General features: G+C 62.6%; 19 protein-coding genes and 1 tRNA gene. 9 read left to right on the plus strand and 11 right to left on the minus strand.

Going from position 1 to position 23,250, the window contains the following annotated elements:
* Positions 1–78: 78 nt before the first annotated feature.
* The 4 genes from carA to gloB all read right to left on the minus strand — a co-directional run bounded on the left by carA (position 79) and on the right by gloB (position 5,758).
* On the minus strand, positions 79–1,242 hold the full coding sequence (carA, locus tag GNZ12_RS30040) for a glutamine-hydrolyzing carbamoyl-phosphate synthase small subunit (RefSeq protein ID WP_172315771.1): 1,164 nt from the start codon (positions 1,240–1,242) through the stop codon (positions 79–81).
* Positions 1,243–1,671: 429 nt separating this feature from the next.
* A complete protein-coding gene (locus GNZ12_RS30045) occupies positions 1,672–2,913 on the minus strand; it encodes an MFS transporter (protein WP_172315772.1) in 1,242 nt (413 codons plus the stop codon).
* 201 nt (positions 2,914–3,114) lie between these two features.
* On the minus strand, positions 3,115–4,809 hold the full coding sequence (locus tag GNZ12_RS30050; RefSeq protein ID WP_172315773.1) for a transglycosylase SLT domain-containing protein: 1,695 nt from the start codon (positions 4,807–4,809) through the stop codon (positions 3,115–3,117).
* Positions 4,810–4,966: 157 nt separating this feature from the next.
* Complete coding sequence (gloB, locus tag GNZ12_RS30055) at positions 4,967–5,758, minus strand: hydroxyacylglutathione hydrolase (protein ID WP_172315774.1); 792 nt, start codon at positions 5,756–5,758, stop codon at positions 4,967–4,969.
* A gap of 19 nt (positions 5,759–5,777) precedes the next feature.
* Between gloB and GNZ12_RS30060 the strand changes: the two genes are divergently transcribed.
* The 4 genes from GNZ12_RS30060 (at position 5,778) to GNZ12_RS30075 (ending at position 8,023) form a co-directional block, all read left to right on the plus strand.
* A complete protein-coding gene (locus GNZ12_RS30060) occupies positions 5,778–6,629 on the plus strand; it encodes a class I SAM-dependent methyltransferase (protein ID WP_172315775.1) in 852 nt (283 codons plus the stop codon).
* Positions 6,626–7,072 (plus strand): ribonuclease HI, encoded by a 447-nt coding sequence (gene rnhA / locus GNZ12_RS30065; RefSeq protein ID WP_172315776.1) that lies wholly within the window; start codon positions 6,626–6,628, stop codon positions 7,070–7,072. Before GNZ12_RS30060 ends, rnhA begins: the two co-directional genes overlap by 4 nt.
* A 93-nt stretch (positions 7,073–7,165) precedes the next feature.
* Positions 7,166–7,900, plus strand: a complete 735-nt coding sequence (gene dnaQ, locus GNZ12_RS30070) for a DNA polymerase III subunit epsilon (protein WP_172315777.1) — start codon at positions 7,166–7,168, stop codon at positions 7,898–7,900.
* 48 nt (positions 7,901–7,948) lie between these two features.
* Positions 7,949–8,023, plus strand: a tRNA-Val gene (locus GNZ12_RS30075).
* Between the two features lie 590 nt (positions 8,024–8,613).
* Here GNZ12_RS30075 and GNZ12_RS30080 read toward each other — a convergent pair.
* Positions 8,614–10,353 carry an IS1634 family transposase gene (locus GNZ12_RS30080; protein WP_172315778.1) on the minus strand — a complete coding sequence of 580 codons (1,740 nt, stop codon included), beginning with the start codon at positions 10,351–10,353 and terminating at the stop codon, positions 8,614–8,616.
* 132 nt (positions 10,354–10,485) lie between these two features.
* On the opposite strand from GNZ12_RS30080, the gene GNZ12_RS30085 reads away from it, so the two are divergent.
* Complete coding sequence (locus tag GNZ12_RS30085; protein WP_172315779.1) at positions 10,486–12,375, plus strand: ABC transporter ATP-binding protein; 1,890 nt, start codon at positions 10,486–10,488, stop codon at positions 12,373–12,375.
* Between the two features lie 95 nt (positions 12,376–12,470).
* Here GNZ12_RS30085 and GNZ12_RS30090 read toward each other — a convergent pair whose 3' ends face one another.
* The 3 genes from GNZ12_RS30090 to GNZ12_RS30100 form a co-directional block, all read right to left on the minus strand.
* A complete protein-coding gene (locus tag GNZ12_RS30090) occupies positions 12,471–12,935 on the minus strand; it encodes a DUF2214 family protein (protein WP_172315780.1) in 465 nt (154 codons plus the stop codon).
* A 158-nt stretch (positions 12,936–13,093) separates the two neighbouring features.
* Positions 13,094–13,948, minus strand: a complete 855-nt coding sequence (locus GNZ12_RS30095; protein ID WP_172315781.1) for a hypothetical protein — start codon at positions 13,946–13,948, stop codon at positions 13,094–13,096.
* Positions 13,949–14,244: 296 nt separating this feature from the next.
* A complete protein-coding gene (locus GNZ12_RS30100) occupies positions 14,245–15,309 on the minus strand; it encodes a glycosyltransferase family 4 protein (protein ID WP_074282670.1) in 1,065 nt (354 codons plus the stop codon).
* Between the two features lie 693 nt (positions 15,310–16,002).
* Here GNZ12_RS30100 and GNZ12_RS30105 point away from each other — a divergent pair.
* Positions 16,003–17,838, plus strand: coding sequence for an ABC transporter ATP-binding protein (locus tag GNZ12_RS30105; protein WP_172315782.1), 1,836 nt, complete (start codon positions 16,003–16,005; stop codon positions 17,836–17,838).
* Between the two features lie 124 nt (positions 17,839–17,962).
* Here GNZ12_RS30105 and otsA read toward each other — a convergent pair whose 3' ends face one another.
* Both otsA and otsB read right to left on the minus strand, forming a co-directional pair.
* Positions 17,963–19,423: an alpha,alpha-trehalose-phosphate synthase (UDP-forming) gene (gene otsA, locus GNZ12_RS30110; protein WP_172315783.1), complete on the minus strand. Its 1,461-nt coding sequence runs from the start codon at positions 19,421–19,423 to the stop codon at positions 17,963–17,965.
* A gap of 55 nt (positions 19,424–19,478) precedes the next feature.
* Positions 19,479–20,228, minus strand: coding sequence for a trehalose-phosphatase (gene otsB / locus GNZ12_RS30115; protein WP_172315784.1), 750 nt, complete (start codon positions 20,226–20,228; stop codon positions 19,479–19,481).
* 471 nt (positions 20,229–20,699) lie between these two features.
* Between otsB and GNZ12_RS30120 the strand changes: the two genes are divergently transcribed.
* The 3 genes from GNZ12_RS30120 to GNZ12_RS30130 are packed head-to-tail and all read left to right on the plus strand — an operon-like array spanning position 20,700 to position 22,643.
* On the plus strand, positions 20,700–21,269 hold the full coding sequence (locus GNZ12_RS30120) for an SCO family protein (protein WP_074282666.1): 570 nt from the start codon (positions 20,700–20,702) through the stop codon (positions 21,267–21,269).
* Positions 21,270–21,287: 18 nt separating this feature from the next.
* Positions 21,288–21,749 carry a copper chaperone PCu(A)C gene (locus GNZ12_RS30125; RefSeq protein WP_172315786.1) on the plus strand — a complete coding sequence of 154 codons (462 nt, stop codon included), beginning with the start codon at positions 21,288–21,290 and terminating at the stop codon, positions 21,747–21,749.
* A 9-nt stretch (positions 21,750–21,758) separates the two neighbouring features.
* The gene (locus GNZ12_RS30130) at positions 21,759–22,643 is read left to right on the plus strand and encodes a cytochrome c oxidase assembly protein (RefSeq protein WP_172315787.1); all 885 of its coding nucleotides are present in this window, start codon (positions 21,759–21,761) and stop codon (positions 22,641–22,643) included.
* Between the two features lie 75 nt (positions 22,644–22,718).
* On the opposite strand, the gene GNZ12_RS30135 is transcribed toward GNZ12_RS30130, so the two are convergent.
* A complete protein-coding gene (locus GNZ12_RS30135; protein WP_172315788.1) occupies positions 22,719–23,222 on the minus strand; it encodes a GNAT family N-acetyltransferase in 504 nt (167 codons plus the stop codon).
* Positions 23,223–23,250: the final 28 nt, after the last annotated feature.

Below are 23,250 nucleotides of genomic sequence, written 5' to 3' on the forward strand. Positions count from 1 at the left end.
GCAGCTCGCCTTGCGTGCGCCTATTGCGCCAATCGCGTTGCGAGCCGCGCGCCGCCGAGGCGCCTCACACGTTGCTGCTTATGCCGCTGCGGCCGCTGCGGTCTTGCCAGCCTTCTTCGTGTCCATCAACGCCGTGAAGCGGTCGAACAGATAGGCGATGTCATTCGGACCGGGCGACGCTTCCGGGTGGCCCTGGAAGCAGAACGCCGGCTTGTCGGTCAGCGCGAAGCCCTGCAACGTGCCGTCGAACAGCGAGATGTGCGTGACCTTGGCGTTGGCTGGCAGCGTGTCGGCGTCGACCGCGAAGCCGTGATTCTGCGACGTGATGACCACACGGCCGTCTTCGAGATCCTTGACCGGATGGTTCGCGCCGTGGTGGCCGGTCTTCATCTTCAAGGTCTTGGCGCCGAGCGCGAGGCCCATGATCTGGTGGCCAAGGCAGATGCCGAAGGTCGGGATACCACGTTCGATCAGCTCTTTGGTGGCGCGAATCGCGTAATCGCACGGCTCCGGATCGCCGGGGCCGTTCGACAGGAACACGCCGTCCGGGTTGAGCGCGAGCGCGTCAGCAGCAGACGCTTGCGCCGGCAGCACGGTGACGTGGCAGCCGCGCTCAGCCAGCATGCGCAGAATGTTGTACTTCACGCCGTAATCGAACGCGACCACACGATACTTCGGCGCGTTCTGCGTGCCGTAGCCGGAGCCCAGACGCCATTCAGTCTGGGTCCATTCGTAGCTTTCCTTCGTCGACACGACCTTCGCGAGGTCCATGCCCGACAAACCCGGGAACGAGCGCGCGAGTTCGATTGCCTTCGCTTCGTCATCCGAACCGGCCAGAATGGCGCCGTTCTGCGCACCCTTGTCGCGCAGCACGCGCGTCAGCATGCGGGTGTCGAGGCCGGCGATGGCGACCACGCCTTCGTCCTTCAGGTATTGCGGGAGCGTGCGCTCCATGCGGAAGTTCGACGCGAGAACCGGCAGATCACGGATGATCAGGCCGGCGGCATGGACTTTCGTGGCTTCGACGTCTTCGGCATTCACGCCGACATTACCGATGTGCGGATACGTGAGGGTCACGATCTGGCGCGCGTAGCTCGGGTCGGTCAGGATTTCCTGATAACCGGTGATAGCGGTGTTGAACACGACTTCGCCGATCGTATGCCCGGGGGCGCCGATCGAGTAACCACGAAAGACCGTGCCGTCGGCGAGTGCGAGCAAAGCGGGAGAAAATGACGGCAACACGGGAGACTCCTTGGGGAACACCCTGTTGCCGACCTGTCTATCCGACTGCGAGCCGCAGCGAAACGCATCGGCAAGGATGCGCGCGCAGACTCGCTCGCGTACTGCTAGCGACGTCGCAAGGGGCGCGATGGGTCCATTGTGTGGACGGCTCGGCTGGGGTGCGGGGCGTCAAAAGCGCGCGGCGGATGAACGGTATGGGAGAGGTAGGCGCTAGGGTGCGGGTTGATAAGCTCAAACCTTGAAATTATAGCGTGAAACTACCCTTCCCTCCAAATCCGAGATGGGGAGCCGGCATAGCGAAGCACGAGCCAAAATGCGGCAAAGCCTTGCTGCGCATGGTCCGCAAGCCGTTGGGCAAAATTTGTACGGGCCAGAATCGGGATGGACCCGGTCAATATGACACCACCCCGCGAACCAGGCGCTGCGGCCTTAAACCTGCTGTTCGGCGCGCACGTGCGCTGGCTGGAGGCGCGTGCGGCCGGGCAATACGTACCAGATCGCGCTCAACACTTGCAACGCCATCAGAATGCCCCAGGCGGTCAGATGCGCGGCCGCTGGATAATGTCCACCACTGGCCGGCCAGTGTGACAGCACGGCGCCAACGCCGATCTGAAAGCCGAAAATCAGCAGAAAGATGATCAGCGTCAGCGTGGTATTCACCCGGCCGATCATCTGTGCCGGGAAGTGCCGCGCCATCACGGCGTAACTGAGAATACCCGTACCGCCGAAGACCCCGTACGCCGCCCACAGCAGGCTCGCGGGCAGCGGCACGCTGAACATGATCAGCAGTTGGGTGACGACGAACAGCGTCATACCGATGCCGCAAAACAGGTTGAGAGAGATACCGCGCCGCTCGAGGGTTCGCGCCGCCGCGCCGAAGCCCACGCAGCCGGCCATCATCGCGAAGCCGAGAATCGACACCAGCGCGGCGGCTTCACGCGGCTCGAAGCCCTGCACATCACGCAACCAGGCGCCGACCCACAGCGATTGCATCGCGTAGAACACGCCCTGAGTGACGACCGAGAACGACGCGATCTTCCAGAACGCCGCGCTCCTCAGGATATGCAATGTGCCTTTGAACTGGGCACCGAGACTGGCCTGGTGATGGGTTTCCTTGGTGTCCGGCGTGAGGATCCACTGCGCCATCGCCACCAGCACCGTCAACAGACCCAGACCCACGCAGACCGCACGCCAACTGGCGAAGCTCAGCACCCACGTGAGCGGCGAGCCAACCATCACGCCGCCGAAACCGCCGATCGCCATCACCAGTCCATTCATCAGCGGTAGCCGTGCCGACGCGAAATGCTGCGCCAGCGCCTTGAAGGCGGCACCGAGGCAGACGGATACACCGACGCCGATTAGCAGGCGCCCAATCATCATGACGCCGACGCTGTGCGCCGCGCCGAACACCCAGATTCCCAGCGCGGCAAATAGCAAGGTGACCGCCGTCACGCGACGCGCGCCGAAATGATCGAGCAGCACGCCGGCCGGAATCTGCGCGCCAGCGAAGCCGAGGAAGTACAGACTGGTCAGCAAACCGAGATCAGTGGCCGACAGGCCAAGATCGTGCGTAATGAAGGGGGCAAAGCCGAGATTGACACCGCGAAACACGTACGAAATGAAGTAACCGGCGGAAAACAGGAGAAAAACGCGCAACTGGGTCGACGACATGAGCTTTGAAATGAGCGGCCGACACGGCCGAAGCACGAAAGATAAATGAAATCCGCGAATTTCGCCTGAATTGATCTGCAGAATGAAAAACGCCGTCACCATAGGTGACGGCGTCGGAATAACACGGTGCGTGATCGGAGCGCAATTCATGCGCTGCCCCCGCAACGCATGTGGTCACTACCGTGGGTGCCGCTTTTTGGTCTACTTACCCTTCTTCGCGTTGGCCACGGTCTTCGGGCGGCTGTCTGCCGCGGCCTTCGACGCCTTGCTGGACGTGGAAGCCGACACCTTCGTCATCTTGCCCTTACTGGCACCGGACGTTGTCGGCTTGCTGGCTTTACTCACCGGCTCAGAGACCTTCACCACGGCGGTGCGGCCACGCCCCTTCTTCTTATCGTAGCGCGAATCGTTCCTCGTGTCTGCGACGCGGGTGCCGATCTTCTCGACACCACCGCCCTGCACGTCGGTCGCGATGCGCTCCGGACCCGGTTCGCTCGGCATCGCCTTACCAACCGGCACGTGCAGCACGATCACCTGGCCACGCGAAACCTGATCGCGATGCGTGCGATTCCACGACTTCAACTGACCGATCGAGACACCGTAACGCACTGCGATGGCGGCCATCGATTGATTGCGGCGCACGCGGATCAACATCTTGCGGGTATCGGGGACGTCCGGCTCCATAGCGAGCACGGCGCTTTCGGCGACGTCGGCGCTGATGTCTTCGTCGTCGTCCGAACCACGCGGCACGACGATCGTGGAGCCCGGCTTCAGCCGCATGCCGACGGGAATCTTATTCACTTCCATCAGCGTGTCAGCGTCGACACCGATCTTTTGCGCGATCGCCGCCGGCGCTGCACGCTCGGTGACCGTGTACGTGGTCCACGACGACAGCGAGCCGGAGTACGTCTTCAGATTGTGTTCAAACGCGCTCGCATTGTCGAACGGCAGCAAAATTTGCGGCTGCGTGGCGCCGAGAATCACCGGCTTTCTGAACGACGGGTTCAGCGAGCGGAATTCATCCGGAGAGAGATTCGCGAGCTTCGCCGCCGTGTCCACGTCGATATCGTGCGAGGTCGTGACCGTCACGAAATACGGGTGGTTCGGAATCGACGGCAGCGTGAGCCCGTACATCTGCGGGTTCATTACGATGTTCTTCACCGCCTGCAGCTTGGGCACGTAGTTACGCGTCTCGTTCGGCATGCGCAGGCTGAGGTAGTCGGTAGGCAGCCCCGCCGCTTCGTTGCGGGCAATCGCGCGCTGCACGTTGCCCTCGCCCCAGTTGTAGGCGGCGAGCGCCAGTTGCCAGTCGCCGAACATGTCATGCAGACGCGACAGGTAGTCGAGCGCGGCGCTGGTCGAGGCCAGCACGTCGCGGCGCTCGTCCTGCCACATGTTCTGCTTGAGGTTGTAGGTGCGTCCCGTGCCCGGCATGAACTGCCACATGCCGGCAGCCTTCGCCACCGACAACGCCTGCGGGCTGTACGCGGATTCGATGAACGGCAGCAACGCGAGCTCGGTCGGCATATGGCGCGCCTCGAGCTCTTCGACGATGTGGTACAGATATTTCTGCGAGCGCTCGGTCATGCGCTGCACGTAATCCGGGCGCTGCGCATACCAGTTGACCTGCATGTCGACGAGGTCGCTTTGCAGATCCGGCATTTGAAAACCACGGCGGATACGGCCCCACAAGTCTGCGTCCGCGCTCGTCAGTTGATCGACCGAACCCTGGTCGACGTTGATCGTCTCTTTGGCGGCGGCTGTCTTGCGAAGGGCGTCGGCTACGGCTTGCTGACTGGCGGGGTTTGTTGCGGTGGTGGAGCTATTCGTCGCAGGTCCCTGACTCGCGCAAGCGGCGAGTGTCAGGACCAACAACGCACTAAAGATAAATCGCATGAACGTCTCGGCTTCCACAAGGGCTGGAATTTGCAGCCGATAGTACGAAACGGCAACGTTTACGTCAATCGGAAAATGACGAAAAAAATCAAGGAAATCTTGGGCTTGGCGTATTTTTGCGATTCTTCGCGTGAGCAATACCCTCATGCCGATCAGGTCAACGGAAGCGGTTTTTCCATTCGCGCATCAGCGTAAATGCCGCCAAACGATCAGGCACTTTTTCGTGCAGCTGTTCTTGCAAGGTCGCTTGAATCGCAGGACTGCCGGCGCGCAAAAATGGGTTCACCGCGCGTTCGTGGGCGATGGTGGTGGGCAGCGTCGGCACATGGCGCGCGCGCAATTCGCTCGCTTTGTCACGCCAGGCTTGCAGTTCGGCGTTACCCGGCTCGCAGGCGAGCGCGAAGCGGATGTTCGACAACGTGTACTCGTGCGCGCAGTGAACCTCGGTCGCGCCGGGCAGCGCGGCGAGCGAATCCAGCGACGCCAGCATCTGCGGGGGCGTACCCTCGAACAACCGGCCGCAACCACACGCGAACAGCGTGTCACCACAAAACACGTGCGGCGTGCCGCGCGGGTCGGCCGCCTGAAAATAGGCGATATGACCGCTCGTGTGACCGGGCACGTCGAGCACGCTGAATTCGAGCGCGGGCGCCGCAATCGTCACGTGATCGCCATTTTTAAGACGATATGTGAGGTGCTGGATCGCTTCACCGGCGGGGCCATACACGGGAACGGCCTGGCCGTTCAGCAGATCGGCCACCCCACCGACATGGTCTTGGTGATGGTGCGTGAGTAAAATAGCGCTCAACTGCCAACCCCGTTTCGCCAGATAGGCGCGCACGGGGGCAGCCTCACCCGGATCGACGACCACCGCGTGATGCCCGTCGGAAACGACCCAGATGTAATTGTCTTCAAACGCCGGGACCGGTACGTACTCGAGCGCATTCATAGGCGACGCATTCTTTGATATGACTGACCGAGCCATTATAGACTGGCCTGCCTGGACCGATTCACCGCCCGGCCGCTACGTACTCGAGTGGGAACAGACCCAGCTCGATCGCGTGGTGTCCGACGTGTTCGGTTACCATGCGCTGCAACTCGGCCTGCCTCAGCTCGACGCCTTGCGCGAAAACCGCATGCCGTGCCGCGGACTCGTGCTCGACGCAGCGAGCGGCGCGAGCGCGCCCTACGCTTTTCCGCGTGGCCTCGCGCGTGCCGGGAATGGCTTGGGGGGCGGCGCCGCGCAAGGTCTGCCCACGGGTTTGCCGGCACCGGCCGGGCGTAGCGCTGTCTGGTGCGACCTGCTCGACCTGCCGTTCGAAGCACAAAGCGTCGACCTGATCGTGATGCCGCATACGCTGGAATTCACGAGCGACCCGCACCGGCTGTTGCGCGAAGCGGAGCGCGTGCTGATGCCCGAAGGCCAGCTGATCATTCTCGGCTTCAATTCGTTGTCGCTATGGGGCGCGCGCCAATCGGTCGGCAAGATGACTGGCCGGCCGTTCGTGCCCGCGGCAGTCGACCTGATCGCCTTCACGCGCCTGAAAGACTGGATCAAGCTGCTGGGTTTCGACCTTGAACGCGGGCGCTTCGGCTGCTATCGTCCGCCGCTCGGCAGCGATCAATGGCTGTCCCGCTATGGTTTCATGGAAGCCGCCGGCGACCGCTGGTGGCCGATTTTCGGCGCCACCTACATGATCAAGGCGATCAAGCGCGTGCGCGGCATGCGCCTCGTCGGTCCGCTGAAAGTGAAGAAACCTGTCCTCGCCGCGGGCCTCGCACCCGCCGCCACACCGAACACACGCAACCACACTCAATGACTTCCGACATCATCGATATTTACACAGACGGCGCCTGCAAGGGCAATCCCGGCCCCGGCGGCTGGGGTGCACTGCTGCGCTTTGCCGACCAAGAAAAAGAACTGTTCGGCGGTGAACCCAACACCACCAACAATCGCATGGAACTGATGGGCGTGATCGCCGCGCTCGAAGCGCTCAAGCGCCCCTGCAAGGCCGTCGTGCACACCGACTCGCAGTACGTGCAGAAGGGCATCAGCGAATGGATCCACGGCTGGAAGAAGAAAGGCTGGATCACTGCCGCGAAGCAACCGGTGAAGAACGCCGACCTCTGGAAGCGGCTCGATGCGCTCGTCGCGCAGCACGAAATCGAATGGCGATGGGTGCGCGGTCACAACGGCCACCCGGAAAACGAACGCGCGGATCAACTGGCCAATCGCGGCGTCGCGTCACTCGCGGCAATGTGATGCGTGCGGTCATGCGGGCTGTGAAGCCCGCAGCGGCACCAACGCGCGCGCCCTTCTTTTTTTGCTGATTTTTTTAGAGCAGGCTAATCCGACATGCGTCAACTCATCCTCGATACCGAAACCACCGGCCTGAATGCACGAACCGGCGACCGGATCCTTGAACTCGGTTGCGTCGAAATGGTGAACCGCCGGCTCACGGGCAACAACCTGCATTTCTACATCAACCCGGAACGCGACAGCGATCCGGGCGCACTGGCCGTTCACGGGCTGACCACCGAGTTCCTGAGCGACAAACCGAAGTTTGCCGAGATCGCCGATCAGTTTCGCGACTTCATTCAGGACGCGGAGCTGATCATTCACAACGCGCCGTTCGACATCGGCTTTCTCGATGCCGAATTTGCGCTGCTGGGTTTGCCGCCGGTGAAAACCTACTGCGGCGAGATCATCGATACCTTGGCGCGCGCCAAGCAGATGTTCCCGGGCAAACGCAATTCACTCGACGCGCTGTGCGACCGCTTCGGCGTCAGCAACGCGCACCGCACCCTGCACGGCGCACTGCTCGACTCGGAACTGCTCGCCGAGGTTTATCTGGCGATGACACGCGGCCAGGAAAGCCTTGTCATCGACATGCTCGGCGATTCTCACGGTGGCGGCGATGCACACGCGCCGCGCATCGCGATCGACTCGCTGAATCTGGTCGTGATTGCCGCGAGCGACGACGAAGTCGCCGCGCATCAAGCCGTGCTCGACGGGCTCGACAAAGCGGTCAAAGGTACGAGCGTGTGGCGCCTTGATCCCTCACCGGCCGCGGATGAGCAAACCGCTTAAAAAGTACTAGACTAGTCGAAAAATCCCTGACATAATTCGGCTCTCTTCGGGTGGTTAGCTCAGCGGTAGAGCACTGCCTTCACACGGCAGGGGTCACAGGTTCAATCCCTGTACCACCCACCAGATTCGCGGGTCTCCGAAGAACCGCAAGAGAAAGCCCTCGAACGTAAGTCGAGGGCTTTTTTGTTTTTGCTTCCGATTTGCATGCGCACGGTGGATTGATCGCTCACGCGTACGCGCGTGAATACGCACCCCCACACGCTCAAGCGCATGCTCCGCGTCGAAGTCAACACCGAACTTTCGTACGATTGCGGTCGCCAAATACTGCTGATATAGTCAGTTTTCGGGCACTTGCCCCGTCTATTTCTCCACCTCATTCGACTACAGGGAGGCGTCACATGTTCGCAGTGCATATCGCCGTCCCTGGGATGGCCTCACGACCATTTTCGCGACCTTAAATCCGTCGCGTCGTCGCTCACGCAGTTCTGCCTGAACAGGCGTCCCGCGCAAATTCCAGACAGTCCGTAGTCTCATTGCCGGCATTGCTGTCAACACAGCGCGGCTCGCTTGACTGTCTCTTCCTTTCGCTTCTGACTGGAACCTCGGTGCGCTCGCGCGCCACCGGGTCGTGGCAAATGACTAGACCGAAGTTTGACTGGGCGCCCGAGCTAACCTGTTGAAGCGCTGAGAGATTTTCGAACCGAAGGGGTTGACTACTGGGAACAGGCGGGGTCGATGCCGAGCAGCGCAAAGGCTTTGCTCTGCAACGGTGTGGGACGGGTTGTGATGACGATCTTCGCCTGTGGATTGACCGGGGTGGAAGTGATGTTGTAGGTCAAGGTGGCGAGGTCTTGCAGCAGCGTATGCAGGCTATGCACGGGTAGCGCATCGTCGGTACGGTGGCGCGCGGCTTTGGCGTTGGCCCCTTCGGAGCGCGGCGTCGGCATCACCGGATTGGTGCGCTGATCACGCCGCGTTGCGAGGTCCTCATCGTCATGAAGCAGGGGCTTGAGCGCTTCGCGTAGATGCCACTCGACGTAGTAGGCCAGCATGCATAAAAACACGTGCGCGCGCACACGCGACTCGTTGAAGTGATAGATCGGACGCACGTGCAGATCGACAGTCTTCATCGAGCGGAAGGCCCGCTCGACCTGCGCCAGGCTCTTGTAGGCCAGGACCGTCTGGGCATCGGAGAACTGTTCGCTGGGCACGTTGGTGCGCAGTACATAGAGTCCATCAAGTGCGGCTTCGGCATCGATCTGCGCTTGCTTGCGGGTGAACGTAAAGCTGGTCTCGGTGATCTCCAGGTCGAAGTGCTTGGCCATCCGGTAGCGCTCGATCACGCGACCCACGCGCAAGCCAATCTTGTCCTGGCCGTGCAAGCGATTGCGGGTGCGCGCAGTGGCCTGCGCGATCGCGGCCAGTTCCACTTCGGTGGCCGCCAGCAGCTCGGCGCGCTTTCTGGCGCGCTCCTCGGCCAACGCCGGGTTGCGGCAGACCACCAGCCGCTCGCCCGGATAGCGCGCGCTGTCGAGTGCGATCAGGCCGTGCTCGTCGAACAGCGAAGGCTGCCAGGGGCCGCGGTCCTCGATCAGCTCGGCAATCTGTGGCGAGCGCAGCGCGGTGATCCAGCTCATGCCCGCCGGACGCAGCACCTGCTCGATCCGCGCGCAGGGGACCATGCCGCGGTCCCCCACCCACACCACCTGTGACAGGCCAAAGCGCTCCTTGAGCTTGTCGATCTGCGCGGCCAGCGTGGCCGGATCAGCGGTGTTGCCGGCAAACACCTCGACCGCTACCGGGCATCCATCCGCGCTGCACAGCAAGCCGAACACGATCTGCGGGTCGTCGCGTTTGCCGTCGCGCGAGTAGCCGTAGTGGGCGAGCGCGCAGTGCCGGCCGGTGACCCACGTCGAGGTGAGGTCATAGAGCACCAGCACGCCGTTGCCCAGATGCTGGCGCGCCAGGCTGCGCTCGATGCGCGGCTGCGCCACACCGAGCCAGTCCAGCGCGGCGTAGAGCCGCTCGGCCTCGAATGCGCCGAGTCCCAGCACCTGCGACAGCGAATGGGTTGCAGACTCCGGCTGCAAGTTGCGCCAGGTGGCGAGCTTGGAGCCCGGCTCCAACACGCGCGCGACCACCAGGGCCAGCACCAGCGAGCGCACCGGGGCGGGTGCGGGATCCAGCAGCTTCGCGAGACCGCAGCGCCGTGCGATACCGAGCACCGCGGCCACATGGCCATGCGGCAGGGAGCGCTCAATGCTCATCAGCGCCCGGGCTGACTCAACGGCGACGCCGCCCTTGAGCAGGATGCGCAAGGGCTCGATGAGTTGCGGATCCCAGTGGGACAGATTGGCGATCGCGCGTTTGACGACCTTGCCGCCTTCGCGGTAGCCCTCACGCAGGAGGATCGCGGGCGGAGAGTTCCGGTTCGGGACGGTCTCGATATACATGGGCTAAAGAATAGACAACGCGCCCGGTAAATCAAGATGAAATCTCGTCGCAAATGCATCATTTACATGGGAACATTTAAGACACAAAAAATGGCGCAAAGGCGCGCCACTTCTTGCTCAGCAGTGGTTCAGGTGTTCAAACTTCGGACTAGAAAAAAACTCGACTTTCGTGGACAAGCCTTCAAGGACGTCCTCGGTTTCACCTTCCTTCACTGGGCCAAACAGCCTTGGCGCATCTTTGCGATTAGCGCGCTGGTGCTGCTCTCGGCATTGGCCGACGTACTCACGCCGATGTTCGCCGGACGGCTCGTCGATGCGATCGCATCCGGCTCCGCCGGAGACACCGTCGCGTGGCACGCTGCGATCACGGCCTTCTGCGTGCTAGGCGCGCTGGGGCTCGGCGCCACGTTGCTTCGTCAGGGCATGTTCTTCAACATCATCAAGCTGACGCTCAAGATGATGAGCGAGATCGCCGCGAATGCGTTTCACCGCGTGCAACGCTTTTCGACGGACTGGCACGCCAACAGCTTCGCCGGATCGACGGTGCGCAAGATCACGCGCGGCATGTGGGCGCTCGATCTGCTCAACGACACGCTGCTGATCGCGCTGTTCCCGTCGATGGTCATGCTGGTCGGCGCAACGGTGCTGCTCGGCTGGCGCTGGCTGATGATGGGCGCGGTCGTCGGTATCGGTTCAGTGCTGTATATCGCGGTGACCGTGGCCATGTCGCTCGGCTTCGTTGCGCCCGCCGCACGCCTCGCTAACTCATGGGACACGCGTATGGGCGGCGCCCTCGCCGACGCAGTCAGCTGCAACGGCGTGGTGAAAGCGTTCGGCGCCGAAGCGCGCGAAGAAGCCCTGCTCGAGCGTGTGATCGTCAAGTGGCGTCATCGCACGCGCCGTACGTGGATACGCGGCACGGTCAACGGCGGCTTGCAGGGCGGCATGCTAGTGGCAATCCAGGCCGCCATTCTCGGCGTCGCGTTGCTGTTGTGGGCGCGCGGCGAAGCGAGCGTCGGCGACATCACGTTCGCACTGACGATGTTCTTCATGCTGCAAGGCTATCTGCGCGACGTCGGCATGCACATCCGCAACCTGCAGCGTTCGGTCAACGACATGGAAGAACTGGTGTCGCTGGAGAGCCAGCCGCTGGGCATCGAGGATCGGCCCGGCGCGGGTCCGATCAAGATCGGCAAAGGCGAAATTCGCTTCGAGCACGTCACCTTCCACTACGGTGCGAAAGCCACGCCGCTCTATGACAACTTCTCCGTGCGCATCGCGCCGGGAGAACGCGTCGGGCTGGTCGGGCATTCGGGTTCCGGGAAGACGACCTTCATCAAGCTGATCCAGCGGCTGTACGACATTTCGGAAGGCCGGATCACGATCGACGGTCAAGACATCGCCCGCGTGCGGCAGGCGTCGTTGCGCAGCCAGATCGCGATCGTTCAGCAGGAGCCGGTGCTGTTTCACCGCTCGCTGGCGGAGAACATCGCCTATGCCCGGCCCGGTGCGAGCCGCGCCGAGATCGAACGTGCCGCGAGGCTCGCCAGTGCGCACGACTTTATCGCGACACTGCCTCAAGGCTACGACACGCTGGTGGGCGAGCGCGGCATCAAGCTCTCCGGTGGCGAACGTCAGCGCGTGGCGATCGCGCGGGCGTTTCTCGCGGACGCGCCGATCCTCATTCTGGACGAAGCGACCTCGAGCCTCGACAGCGAAAGCGAAGTGCTGATCCAGCGCGCGATGGAGCGGCTGATGATGGGCCGCACGACGCTAGTAGTGGCGCACCGTCTGTCCACCGTCCGAGCGCTGGACCGGTTGCTGGTGCTGGACAGGGGCAAGGTCATCGAGGAAGGCAGTCACGAGGCGTTGATCAGACTCGAGAACGGCCTGTACAGGCGGCTGTTCGAACGTCAGGCGCTGGAGTTGATCAAGGGCTTGAGCGACTCGGAAATCATGCACAAGACCGACGGCACGAAGACGAGTCGGCTCGATGATTCAAGCTTGCTGGTCGAGAAGTAAAGTGCGGAGAAGCGTGCGAAACGTCATGCGGAAGGCGCCGGTAAGCGGCGTTTTCCGCTGGCGTGACGCACGCCCCCGCCCCCCTCAACGCGCGTTTAAACCACCCCCGCAGGTAGCCCGATTCCGCGCGCCATACCGCTAGCCGCGAACACCATCAACACCAGCAGCACAGTCTGGATCACGCTGAAACGCGCATACCTACGCGCTTTTCGCAAATCAGGCGGGGCGCCGTTTCTGATAGAGGCACGCCAACGCATCAGCTCGAGCACCGTCGGGACTTCGAGGATGAGTATCAGCACGAGCAGCGTCATCTTGACGTGAAAGAGCGGCTCATGGAGGTAATAGTCGGCGCCCTTTTCGAAACCGCCGAAGGCGCGCATCAGACCGGTGACGATCAGCACCAACGCTGAAAGGCCCCACCGCGTGTCGGAGCGGAATACGGATCGTAAAGCAGCAGGCACGCTGGCTCGCCGCAATGACCAGGTGCGCCGGAGAATCGACGCGAGGGCAAAGCCATAAGCAAGCAGATGAATGGCGGCAAGCAACCAGCGAACCAGCATAGCGACTCCTGGAAACGACGCAATACGATCGATGTATGTCTCACTCACCCACTGGAACGCCGGGTGCCGCGTGGGTGACACATCTTATTATCAGCTACCCCTTACTTTACGATGCCTGCGTCGGCCGCGGGTATGTTCAACTGCACAAAGCACCCGATTCAGACTTGCCGCAACGAGGTGTCGAGCGCACGCGCGGCGACCCGATCGCCCTCGGTAGTCAGCGCGGTGCGGAACACGGTTTGCCGATTGTGGCCTGCCGCAGCCGGCGAATCCCATAGCAATTCGATTTTCGGACGTCGGTGGAAGCCACCGCGAGCCACCGCAGGCGCGCCCACCGCGCCGAGCGGTGCCGCTGGCCCACCCGGCTCGCCAGCAACACCGAACGCCACCGCGGGGGCAGGCGTTGGCGTCGCGCTTACGCCGTGATCCGCCGCCCATCGTACGGACAATTCGCGGGCGTCGTACTGACCCACCTTGCGGCGTTCGGCCCAGACGACCACCGTGCGTGTGGCCGGATCGAGCGCAACCGCGTAGCGGCCGATCGCAAAACGTCGCGCGGCGATATTGGTTCGCCACAGCGCGCGCGGCCGGCAAATCCACACGACCGCCGCGTACAGCGCCGGCGCAGCCAACAGCCAGCCGTTGGTGGCCGCCACCGCCTGCGCGGCGCGCCGCCAACCCGCGCTCGCCGCAAACGCGCCGACCGACCAGACCGCGAAGAGGAATCCGAGGAAAGCAAACAGACGCAGCGCCTGCCGCAGCCATTGCGGCAGCGGATGTAAGGGGCGCTCGGCCACGGCGCGCGCGCCCGGCAGGAAAATCAGCAGAAACAGGAACACCAGGTTGATGCACGCAAACGGCGAGGACACCATCGCCGACAGCGATGCGCCCAGGTCCATCTGCGCCATCGAAAACAGCCAGCGAGCGAGGAGCACGAGACCGATGGCGCGCAACGCGAAAATCGTTCCGGCGCCGGGCGCCGCGTTCGCACGCGTCTCTTTCGTTCTCGCCAAGGCATCCTCCTGTCGTCGGCGGCGCCGCAGCCAAATTTGCGGCAGGGCCATTATAGGGATATTACCGAGACAGGCTCATCCTTGCCGGTCTCAAAACCGTACTTTCTGCCGCTCACGTGGCCAAAACGCGGCGCGCATGCAACAACGCCCCGTGGGCGAGTTGCACACGAGGCGTTGTTGGGGTGCACCCGGACCACCTGATCGGATCGCCGGGGGCGCCGAGCCGGGGACGCCGAGCCAAGGGCGCCAAAAGCGCTCCGGCAAGGCGGCCTGACAGCTTCGACCGACCGTGGTGCTTAGCCGGCGTTGACTTCGCGCAGCACCGTACGATGCTTCTGACGCAGCAGCTCTTCGTAGGTGGCAACGTAGTTCTTCGCCATGACCTTCGACGAGAAGCGCGCTTCGAATGCCTTGCGCACTCCGGTGCGCGGCAGCGTGTGCAGACGCTTCACTGCGGCGACCGCGCTGATTTCGTCTTCGACGACGAAACCCGACACGCCGTTTTCGATCACTTCCGGCACCGAACCACGGTTGAACGCGATCACCGGCGTGCCGCAAGCCATTGCTTCGATCATCACCAGACCGAAGGGCTCCGGCCAGTCGATCGGGAACACCAGTGCATGCGCGTTGCCGAGGAACTCACGCTTTTCGGCTTCGCCGATTTCGCCAATGTATTCGACGTGCGGGAGCGCCATCAGCGGCTTGATCACTTCTTCGTAATAGGCACGATCGGCCTTGTCGATCTTGGCGGCGACCTTGAGCTTCATGCCTGCCTGGCCGGCGATGCGGATCGCACGGTCGAGACCCTTCTCCGGCGAGACGCGGCCCAGGAATGCGAGGTAGCCCGGCTCGACGTCCTTGATCGGCGTGAGCACGTTTTCCGGCAGACCGTGATAGACGGTTTGCAGCCAGTTCGCCTGTTGCAACGGGATGCGCTGGTTGTCCGAAATCGACACCACCGGCACGTCGCTGAACGTGTTGAAGATCGGCTGCAGTTCCGGCAGATCGAGACGGCCGTGCAGCGTGGTCAGGAACGGCACCGGCTGGCGGGCGAACAGCGAGAACGGGTAGTAATCGATGTGGAAATGCAGCACGTCGAATTCGTCCGCGCGGCGGCGCACTTCTTCGAGCAACAGCATGTGCGGCGCCATCACGTCGCGGATGGTCGGGTCGAGGCGCAGCGCCTGCGGCCAGAAAGCTTCGAGTTTCGCCGAGGTTTGCGAATCGCCGCTCGCGAACAGCGTGACGTCATGGCCCTGTTCAACCAACGCTTCAGTCAGGTAGGACACCACGCGTTCCGTACCACCGTAAAGCTTAGGCGGAACCGCCTCGTGCAAGGGAGCGATTTGAGCGATTCGCATAATGAAGAACTCCTCGTAAAAAATCAGGCAAAAGTACTGCGTTTGGTAAAAGCGACTCGCTTGCTCGCCAGGGCAGTCTGGCCGGATGTGCCGGCGCGGGCCTGATTCTTTCGAGAAATCCTGCGATGGATCGCTTGGGTAGTGAGCCCAGATCAGCTGTTCATTGTCTGCGCATGTGCCGGTAAACGCACACAGGCCACCTACGTTGACAAACTGTCAGATATTTCGGTGGGCCAACAGAGCATGCATTATCGGTGCCGGAGATCTCGCTGCACCACAACATTTCAAAGTCTTTACGTTGTTACAAAGGCGAAACACTTTACAAACCCTTGTTTTATAAGACAATTCTACAGTAGCAACTGGCTTGCAACGCTGACCCGAAGACGGCAGCTGTAAGTTCCTGCGTCAACTTTACCGGCAGGCATCGAAGAAATGCCGCACCGCCGTTGAATGCAATTTGTAATTATATCTCGAAATATCGCGTAGCCTGCGTGAACCACCGCCCCATCGGCAGGTCGAGCGAACACCAGGTCGCGGTCTTCTATCGCGAAATCAGTCGCGCCATTGCCCGGATACACAGGGCGCAATCGCTTTTGCATGTTTACAATGCGAAGCATCGGCCTCGCGGCGAACGCTTTTGCTGTGGCCCATGCCTTGCGTGCACAACCCGAAACACATCGACCTCACGATCAATTGGAACACTTAACCATCGCCCAGCGTAATGCCCAGAACGCAAAGCTTGCGAGCTATGCGCATCGGCCGCTTGCGTTTCTTTTCCGCTTTATCCGCCGCCATCCGCTCGCGCATGCGATCGTCCTGTGCAGCGTGTTTGCGGCCGTGGGCTGTGCGCTCGCTTCGCAATATGCGATCAAGCACCTGATCGACGTGCTCGGCGAAGGCCGGCATCACCCCGGTCCGTTGTGGGGCGCGTTCGCCATCCTGGTCGGCCTGATCGCCGCCGACAACCTGCTGTGGCGGGTCGGCGGCTGGGTCGCAGCGCATACGTTCGTGGCCGTGACCGGCGACTTGCGGCGCGACCTGTTCCAGTACTTGAGCGGCCACTCGCCCACTTACTACTCGGAGAAACAGCCGGGCATGCTGGCGAGCCGCATCACGGCCACCTCGAACGCGGTCTACACCGCCGAGAACACCACCGCCTGGAACGTATTGCCGCCGTGTATCGCGGTGCTCGGCGCCATCGTGATGATCACCGCGGTGAATCCGCTGATGGCGGGCGGCCTGATGCTCTGCTCGGCCATTCTGTCGGTCGTGCTTTACAAACTTGCCGGGCGTGGCTCGGCGCGGCATCACCATTTCGCGACCAAAGCGGCGTCCGTGGACGGCGAGCTGGTCGATGTGATCAGCAACATGGGCCTGGTGCGCGCCTTCGGGATGACGATCCGCGAGCAGCAGCGTTTCGGCGCGACGGTCAAAGCGGAAATGGATGCGCGCCAGCAGAGCCTGCTGTATCTGGAAAAGCTGCGTCTGTTGCATGCGGTGATCACCGCGCTGCTGTCGGCGGGCCTGCTGGGCTGGGCGCTGTGGCTGTGGGATCAAGGCCGTGCGACCTCCGGCGACATCGTGCTGGTCAGCTCGCTCGGATTCACGATTCTGCACGGCACGCGCGATCTGGCCGTGGCGCTGGTCGACGTCACGCAGCACGTCGCACGGCTCGCGGAAGCCGTTCGCACCCTGCTCGAGCCGCACGGCATGCCGGATCGCGATGGCGCCACCGAGCTCGTGCCGCAAGGCGGCCGGGTCGATTTCGAAGGCGTGACGTTTGCCTACCCGCGCCGACGGCCGATTCTCGACCACTTCGACCTGCATATCGAGCCGGGTCAGCGGGTCGGCCTGATCGGCAAGTCGGGCGCGGGTAAATCCACCGTGTTGGCGCTGCTGCAGCGTTTCTATGAGACACAGGCCGGTGCGATCAAGATCGACGGTCAGGACATCGCCACGATCACCCAGGACAGCCTGCGCCATACGATTGCGCTGGTGCCCCAGGATATCTCGCTGTTCCATCGCTCGGTGTACGAGAACATCGCGTATGGCCGCCCTGAAGCGAGCCGGGAAGACGTGCTCGCCGCCGCGCGCGAAGCCCGCTGCAGCGACTTCATCGAAGCCATGCCGGAAGGCTACGACACCATCGTCGGCGACCGCGGTGTCAAGCTGTCCGGCGGACAGCGCCAGCGGATCGCGATTGCGCGGGCGATCCTGAAGAACGCGCCGATCCTGCTGCTCGACGAAGCGACCTCGGCACTCGACAGCGCATCGGAAGAAGCAATCCAGAAGGCACTCGACCGGCTGATGGTGGGCCGCACGGTAATCGCGATCGCGCACCGGTTGTCGACGCTGAACAACTTCGACCGGATCATTGTGATGAGCGCCGGCAAGGTCATCGACGACGGCAGCCCGGAAGAGTTGCGCCTGCGGCCGGGCCTGTATCGCGACCTGCTCTCGAAGCAGTACGGTAAGGGCACCACGCTGCATGTCGGCGGTAAGAAGATGGACGAGCAGCACGTGGTCTAAGCAACGCGCCGCCCTCTGCTACTTCAGCAACAAGCGCGGCACAAAACTCAGCACCAAACAGAAAAGCCGCTTTCGAGCGGCTTTTCTGTTTTCCGGGGCAGTTGAAATCGGCCTGACTGGCCGCCTATCCGGCCAGGGTTTCACGCGCGGCTTTCTTACCCGATCCAGCGCGCACCTTCACCGTTCGGGTGCTCTTCGCGCCAGCCACGCTCTGAAGATCACGCATGAAGTTATCGCGCCACACCGACACGTTGTTCTCGCGCAGTTGCATCATCATGTCGCGATGACGCGCCTGACGCTCAGCAAGCGGCATTTCCAGCGCCTTGGCCAGCGCCTCGGCCATACCGTCGATATCGACCGGATTCACGATCAACGCGCCATCCAGTTCCTGCGCGGCGCCGGCAAAGCGTGACAGCACGAGCACGCCCGGATTCTCCGGATCCTGCGCCGACACATACTCCTTCGCGACGAGGTTCATGCCGTCGCGCAACGGTGTGACGTAGCCGACATGCGCCGTGCGAAACAACGCGGCTAGCACCGAGCGCTCGTACTGCTTGTGGATATACAGGATCGGCGTCCAGTCGAGTTCGGCAAAGCGGCCATTGATACGCCCCGACTCCCCTTCGAGCTGCAGCCGGATGTCCTGATAGGCGTGCATGTCGGCGCGCGTCGGCGGTGCGATCTGCAGGAACGACACTTTGTTGCGTTGCGCGGTGGCGTGTTCCAGCAAGCGCTCGAACGCGCGGAAGCGCTCGACCAGTCCCTTCGAATAATCGAGGCGGTCCACGCTCATGATCAGCTTGCGCGAATGCAGCGCCGTCTTCATCGTGCGCACCGGCTTGCCGCGCTCGCCCGCTTTCGCGAGCTCGGCGATTTCGTCCGGATAGACGCCGATTGGATAAGCCGCCGCGCGCAAGGTGCGCCCGAATGCATGGACAGTCAGCGGGCCGCTGGCCGATGCGTCGACCGTGCCGTTCGCCTCATTGACGATGTAGTCGCAGAACGCCCGCAAATCCGGCGCGGTCTGGAAACCGAGCAGATCGAACGAACAGAGCGCATCGACCAGCTCGCGATGCGGCGGCACGGCCAGCAACACCTGCGAAGCCGGAAACGGAATATGCAGAAAGAAGCCGATGCGATTTTTCACGCCGGCCGCGCGCAACGCCTGGGCGAACGGAATCAGGTGATAGTCGTGGACCCAGATCACGTCGTCTTCGCGCAAAAGCGGCACGAGTTGCTGGGCAAGCCACGCGTTGACGCGGCAATAGCCTTCGAAGTCGTGCCGGTCGTACTGCAGCAGATCGGCGCGATAGTGGAACGCAGGCCACAGCGTGGCGTTCGAGAAACCGCGGTAGTACTGGTCGTAGTCGCGGCGCATCAGCGCGATGGTCGCGAAGGTCACCGGCCCGCGCTCCTCGACCTTGATCTGCGGCTGGCCCGAGCTGAGCACGTCACCGCTCCAGCCGAACCACATGCCGCCGGTTTCCTTCAGCGCGTCGTACACACCGACCGCCAGACCGCCCGCGGCCGGACCGCCTTCCGAAATAGGTGCGACCCGGTTGGATACGATGATCAGTCGGCTCATGAAACGCGATTCCCGATGCAGTAAGTCATGGTCGTTGAACAATGTGGCTGAACCATCATGCCCCGCGCGCGGCCGCGACAATCGATTCCAGCCAGTCGAGCAGCGCCGTTACCGACTCGACGCGCGTATGCGCCATCGTGTCGCCCGCGCCCACCTTGATCGACACGCCGCCGTGCTCATTGACAACGGCAAAGCCTTTCTCGTCGGTCAGATCGTCGCCGGCAAACACCGGATTGCGGCCAACGAACGGCGGCTCCCCCAGGAACGCGCGCATCGCGCGGCCCTTGTCGACGTCCTTCGGTTTGATTTCGTAGACCATCTTGCCCGGCTGCAACACATATGAGCCGGGGTAATCAGCAACCAGCCGCTCGGTCGCTTCGCGCGCCACCGGCTCGCGGTCGGGCGCGTTGCGGTAGTGCAGCGCCAGCGCCGCGCCTTTGATCTCGAGCAGCATGCCGGGATGTTCGTTGACGACCTGGGCGAGCACCTGCTCCATGCGCAACAGGCGCTCGTCGTGAAAGCCGATGCGCTGCGTGTCGCCGTTCGCGTCGCGCCGCTCGGCGCCGTGCAGACCGGCGATCGGCAAATCGGGCATGCCGAGAAAACTGTCGATGCTGTCGATGCCACGGCCCGACACGATCGCAACCGCACCGTTCGTGAGACTGCGCAACTCGCTCAACAACGCGATGACGCGCGGTTGCACCAGCACGCCGTCCGGCGTGGGCGCGAGTTCGACGAGCGTGCCGTCGAAGTCGAAGAAAAATGCCGTCTCGCTGGGAGACAGAACCGTCGGAAGTGCTTGCATCGGTTAATTTTGCCTTTCAGCCTTCTGCGGCCGGAAAAGTGTGCGCATCTTACCGCGCATCCGTCAATTTTTCGAGGAAGTAAGCCAGGACACAAGCCTGGCCGGGCGCTGCGACCGATGCCACTGACGATTGCGTTCAAAAAGAGAACGATCAGGCTTCAGCTGGCTTTCATCTGCCTGCGTCAAATTGCCTCGCAAACCGCGCGCCTGCGGGCGCTCCACGACGTCATCAGACATTTTGCGATACAGTCGCAGCCACGCAGACCATCGCCGTTACGGCCATATTTGCACACTATGAGGGGCCGCGCGCTTCATGCGACGCCGCGTCCGCTTACGGACTGCGTCACGCGCCGCTCTTCAATCGAGTCATTGAACCCTGCTTTGTTCCCAATCATCTCGTCCCGACACTCGCAGCCGAACCTCGCGTCACCACGCCAGCGGTGGCCTAGGCGCCTGGTCGCGCTGACCCTCATGGTGAGCGCGCTGACCACGTTGACCGCCTGCACGCATCCCACCGAACCGTTCCAGTTGACCAACGTGACCGGCCACTTGCCGGATCTCGATTTCACGCTGACCGGCGACGACGGCCGCGCGGTGACTGGCGATTCGTTCAAAGGCCGCACGTCGCTCGTCTACTTTGGCTACACGCATTGTCCGGACGTCTGCCCTGAAACAATGGGACGCCTGATGCAAGTGCTGGCCAAACTCGGCCCGGACGCGCAGAAAGTGCGCATCCTGTTCATCACCGTCGACCCGGCGCGCGACACGCCCAAAGCCTTGCATGACTACGTCGGCGCCTTCGACTCGCAACACGCCGAAGGCCTGACCGGCACCGACTGGCAGATCGAGTCGCTCGCCAAGCGTTACCGGGTCGCCTATCAGATGGAAAAGCGCGACCCCAGCGGCAACTACGAAGTCACCCATAGCTCGGCCGTCTATGTGTTCGACCAGCAAGGCCATGCGCGCCTGCTCGCCACCGACCACGATACGCCCGATACGATCGCGCAAGACCTGCGCCGTATCATTGATGACCGTTCCTGACCTTTCCCGAGTTCATTCATGTCGATCAAGATCAAAACGTTCGCCACACTGAGCTGTACCCTCGCCCTCTCATTTGGTTTCGCAACGGCCGCGCTTGCCGCCGGCGCTAACGCAATCACCGTCAAAGACGCGTGGGTGCGCTGGCTGCCGAACAACCTGCCCGCCGCCGGCTACGTGACGCTGGTTAATGCAAGCGACAAGCCCGTCGACCTCGTCGACATTTCCAGCAACGACTACGGCGACGCGATGCTGCATCAAACCGTGTCGAACGGTTCGACGCAAAAGATGGTGATGGTCGACAAGCTGACGGTGCCCGCCCACGGCCAGGTCGCGATCGCGCCGGGCGGCTATCACGTGATGCTCGAAGACGCGAAGCACAAGGTCGCCCCGGGCGACACCGTGCATCTGACGCTGAAGTTCTCCGACGGCGAGACGCTCGATACGCCGTTCGCCGTCAAGTCGCCCGCCCAAACCAAGTAACGCCCTGCGATGAACCTGCTCTACTGGCTCGATCCCTGGGAGTTTTCGCCGACTGTCGTCGTCGCCTTGCTGGTGCCGGCGATCCTTTTCGTACGCGGCGCGCACAAGGCGAAGGTGTCGATTCCCCGGCGCATTTCCTTCTGGTTCGGGCTGGTCGCGTTGTATGTCGCGCTGCATACGCGGCTCGATTATTTCTTCGAGCATGAGTTCTTCATGCATCGCTTGCAGCATCTGGTGCTGCATCACCTCGGGCCGTTCTTTATCGCGCTCTCGTATCCGGGCGCCGCGTTGCGCGCGGGCATTCCATTCAGCTGGCGGCAACGCTTCGTGCGGCCCGCGCTGGAAACCCCGGTGGTGCGCAAGCTGCTCGACGTGGTGATGCATCCGGTGGTTGCGGTCACGTTGTTCGTCGGGCTGATCTACTTCTGGTTGATGTCGCCGATTCATTTCGTGGCGATGCTCGACTGGCGGCTCTATCGCGTGATGAACTGGAGCATGGTGATCGACGGCCTGCTGTTCTGGTGGCTCGTGCTCGATCCGCGGCCAGCACCGCCGGCGCGTTTGTCGCCCGGCAAGCGCGTGCTGGTGGTGATCGCTGCGATTCCGCCACAGATCATGCTCGGCGCGTTTATCTTCTTTACGCCGCACGAGCTCTATCCGATTTATTCGATCTGCGGCCGCGCCTTCACGTGGCTGAGCCCAATGCGCGATCAGCAGATCGGCGGGCTGTTGCTGTGGATTCCGGGCTCGATGATGAGCGTGATCGGCGCGCTGGTGGCCTTGCGTCACTGGATGCGGCTGTCCGCACGCGGACGTCTGCGCGGCGAGCGGCGCGTTCAGGCGAAGCAAGGCTTGACGCCAGCCGCGTCAGCGTCCGCGAGCGGCCACCGCTGACAATGTCGAATCTATTGAAGTCCGGGCATTTGAAGCCGGTCGGCGCGCACGCGCCAAGCCAGGCTGCAGCCTGGTTTAGGCCGAACGCATCCACACGTGCGGGATGCCGTCCTCTTCGTGAATCTCCGACACCGGCGTAAAGCCGAATGCGCCATAGAAGCCTTGCAGATGCGCTTGCGCATGCAAACGGATCGGCGTACCGGGCCACTGCGCCCTGATATGCGTGAGCGAGCGTTCGAGCATCGCGTTACCGAGGCCGATGCCGCGGAATTCCGCTGTTGTCAGTACGCGGCCGATGCGGATATCGGTGTCTTCGGCGTCAGGCAGCAACACACGCAGATAGCCTGCGAGCGGCGGCCTTTTTTCACCAGAGCCGTTAGCACCATAAGCAAACAGATGCCAGGCATCTGAATCGAGCCCGTCGATATCGCCATACACGCAGTTCTGCTCGACGACGAACACCGCGCTGCGCGCCGCCAGCATCGCGTAGACTTCGGCGGTCGTGAGGTCTTCGAACGCTTTCCAGCGCCAATCGAGTTGCGCCAGTCGCGTGGCGGCGGTTTGCTGCGGTTCGGTCATGGAAGGCCTTCAAAGGAGGCGCGCCTTG

This window comes from Paraburkholderia solitsugae (genome assembly GCF_013177695.1).
GTDB lineage: Bacteria > Pseudomonadota > Gammaproteobacteria > Burkholderiales > Burkholderiaceae > Paraburkholderia > Paraburkholderia solitsugae.

Bases quoted from the DNA above. Each gene is read 5' to 3' on its own strand.
- GNZ12_RS30045 (WP_172315772.1), bottom strand. From the start codon at position 2,913: ATGTCGTCGACCCAGTTGCGCGTTTTTCTCCTGTTTTCCGCCGGTTAC.
- GNZ12_RS30050 (WP_172315773.1), bottom strand. From the start codon at position 4,809: ATGCGATTTATCTTTAGTGCGTTGTTGGTCCTGACACTCGCCGCTTGC.
- gloB (WP_172315774.1), bottom strand. From the start codon at position 5,758: ATGAATGCGCTCGAGTACGTACCGGTCCCGGCGTTTGAAGACAATTAC.
- GNZ12_RS30060 (WP_172315775.1), top strand. From the start codon at position 5,778: ATGACTGACCGAGCCATTATAGACTGGCCTGCCTGGACCGATTCACCG.
- rnhA (WP_172315776.1), top strand. From the start codon at position 6,626: ATGACTTCCGACATCATCGATATTTACACAGACGGCGCCTGCAAGGGC.
- dnaQ (WP_172315777.1), top strand. From the start codon at position 7,166: ATGCGTCAACTCATCCTCGATACCGAAACCACCGGCCTGAATGCACGA.
- GNZ12_RS30080 (WP_172315778.1), bottom strand. From the start codon at position 10,353: ATGTATATCGAGACCGTCCCGAACCGGAACTCTCCGCCCGCGATCCTC.
- GNZ12_RS30090 (WP_172315780.1), bottom strand. From the start codon at position 12,935: ATGCTGGTTCGCTGGTTGCTTGCCGCCATTCATCTGCTTGCTTATGGC.
- GNZ12_RS30100 (WP_074282670.1), bottom strand. From the start codon at position 15,309: ATGCGAATCGCTCAAATCGCTCCCTTGCACGAGGCGGTTCCGCCTAAG.
- otsA (WP_172315783.1), bottom strand. From the start codon at position 19,423: ATGAGCCGACTGATCATCGTATCCAACCGGGTCGCACCTATTTCGGAA.
- otsB (WP_172315784.1), bottom strand. From the start codon at position 20,228: ATGCAAGCACTTCCGACGGTTCTGTCTCCCAGCGAGACGGCATTTTTC.
- GNZ12_RS30120 (WP_074282666.1), top strand. From the start codon at position 20,700: ATGGTGAGCGCGCTGACCACGTTGACCGCCTGCACGCATCCCACCGAA.
- GNZ12_RS30125 (WP_172315786.1), top strand. From the start codon at position 21,288: ATGTCGATCAAGATCAAAACGTTCGCCACACTGAGCTGTACCCTCGCC.
- GNZ12_RS30130 (WP_172315787.1), top strand. From the start codon at position 21,759: ATGAACCTGCTCTACTGGCTCGATCCCTGGGAGTTTTCGCCGACTGTC.
- GNZ12_RS30135 (WP_172315788.1), bottom strand. From the start codon at position 23,222: ATGACCGAACCGCAGCAAACCGCCGCCACGCGACTGGCGCAACTCGAT.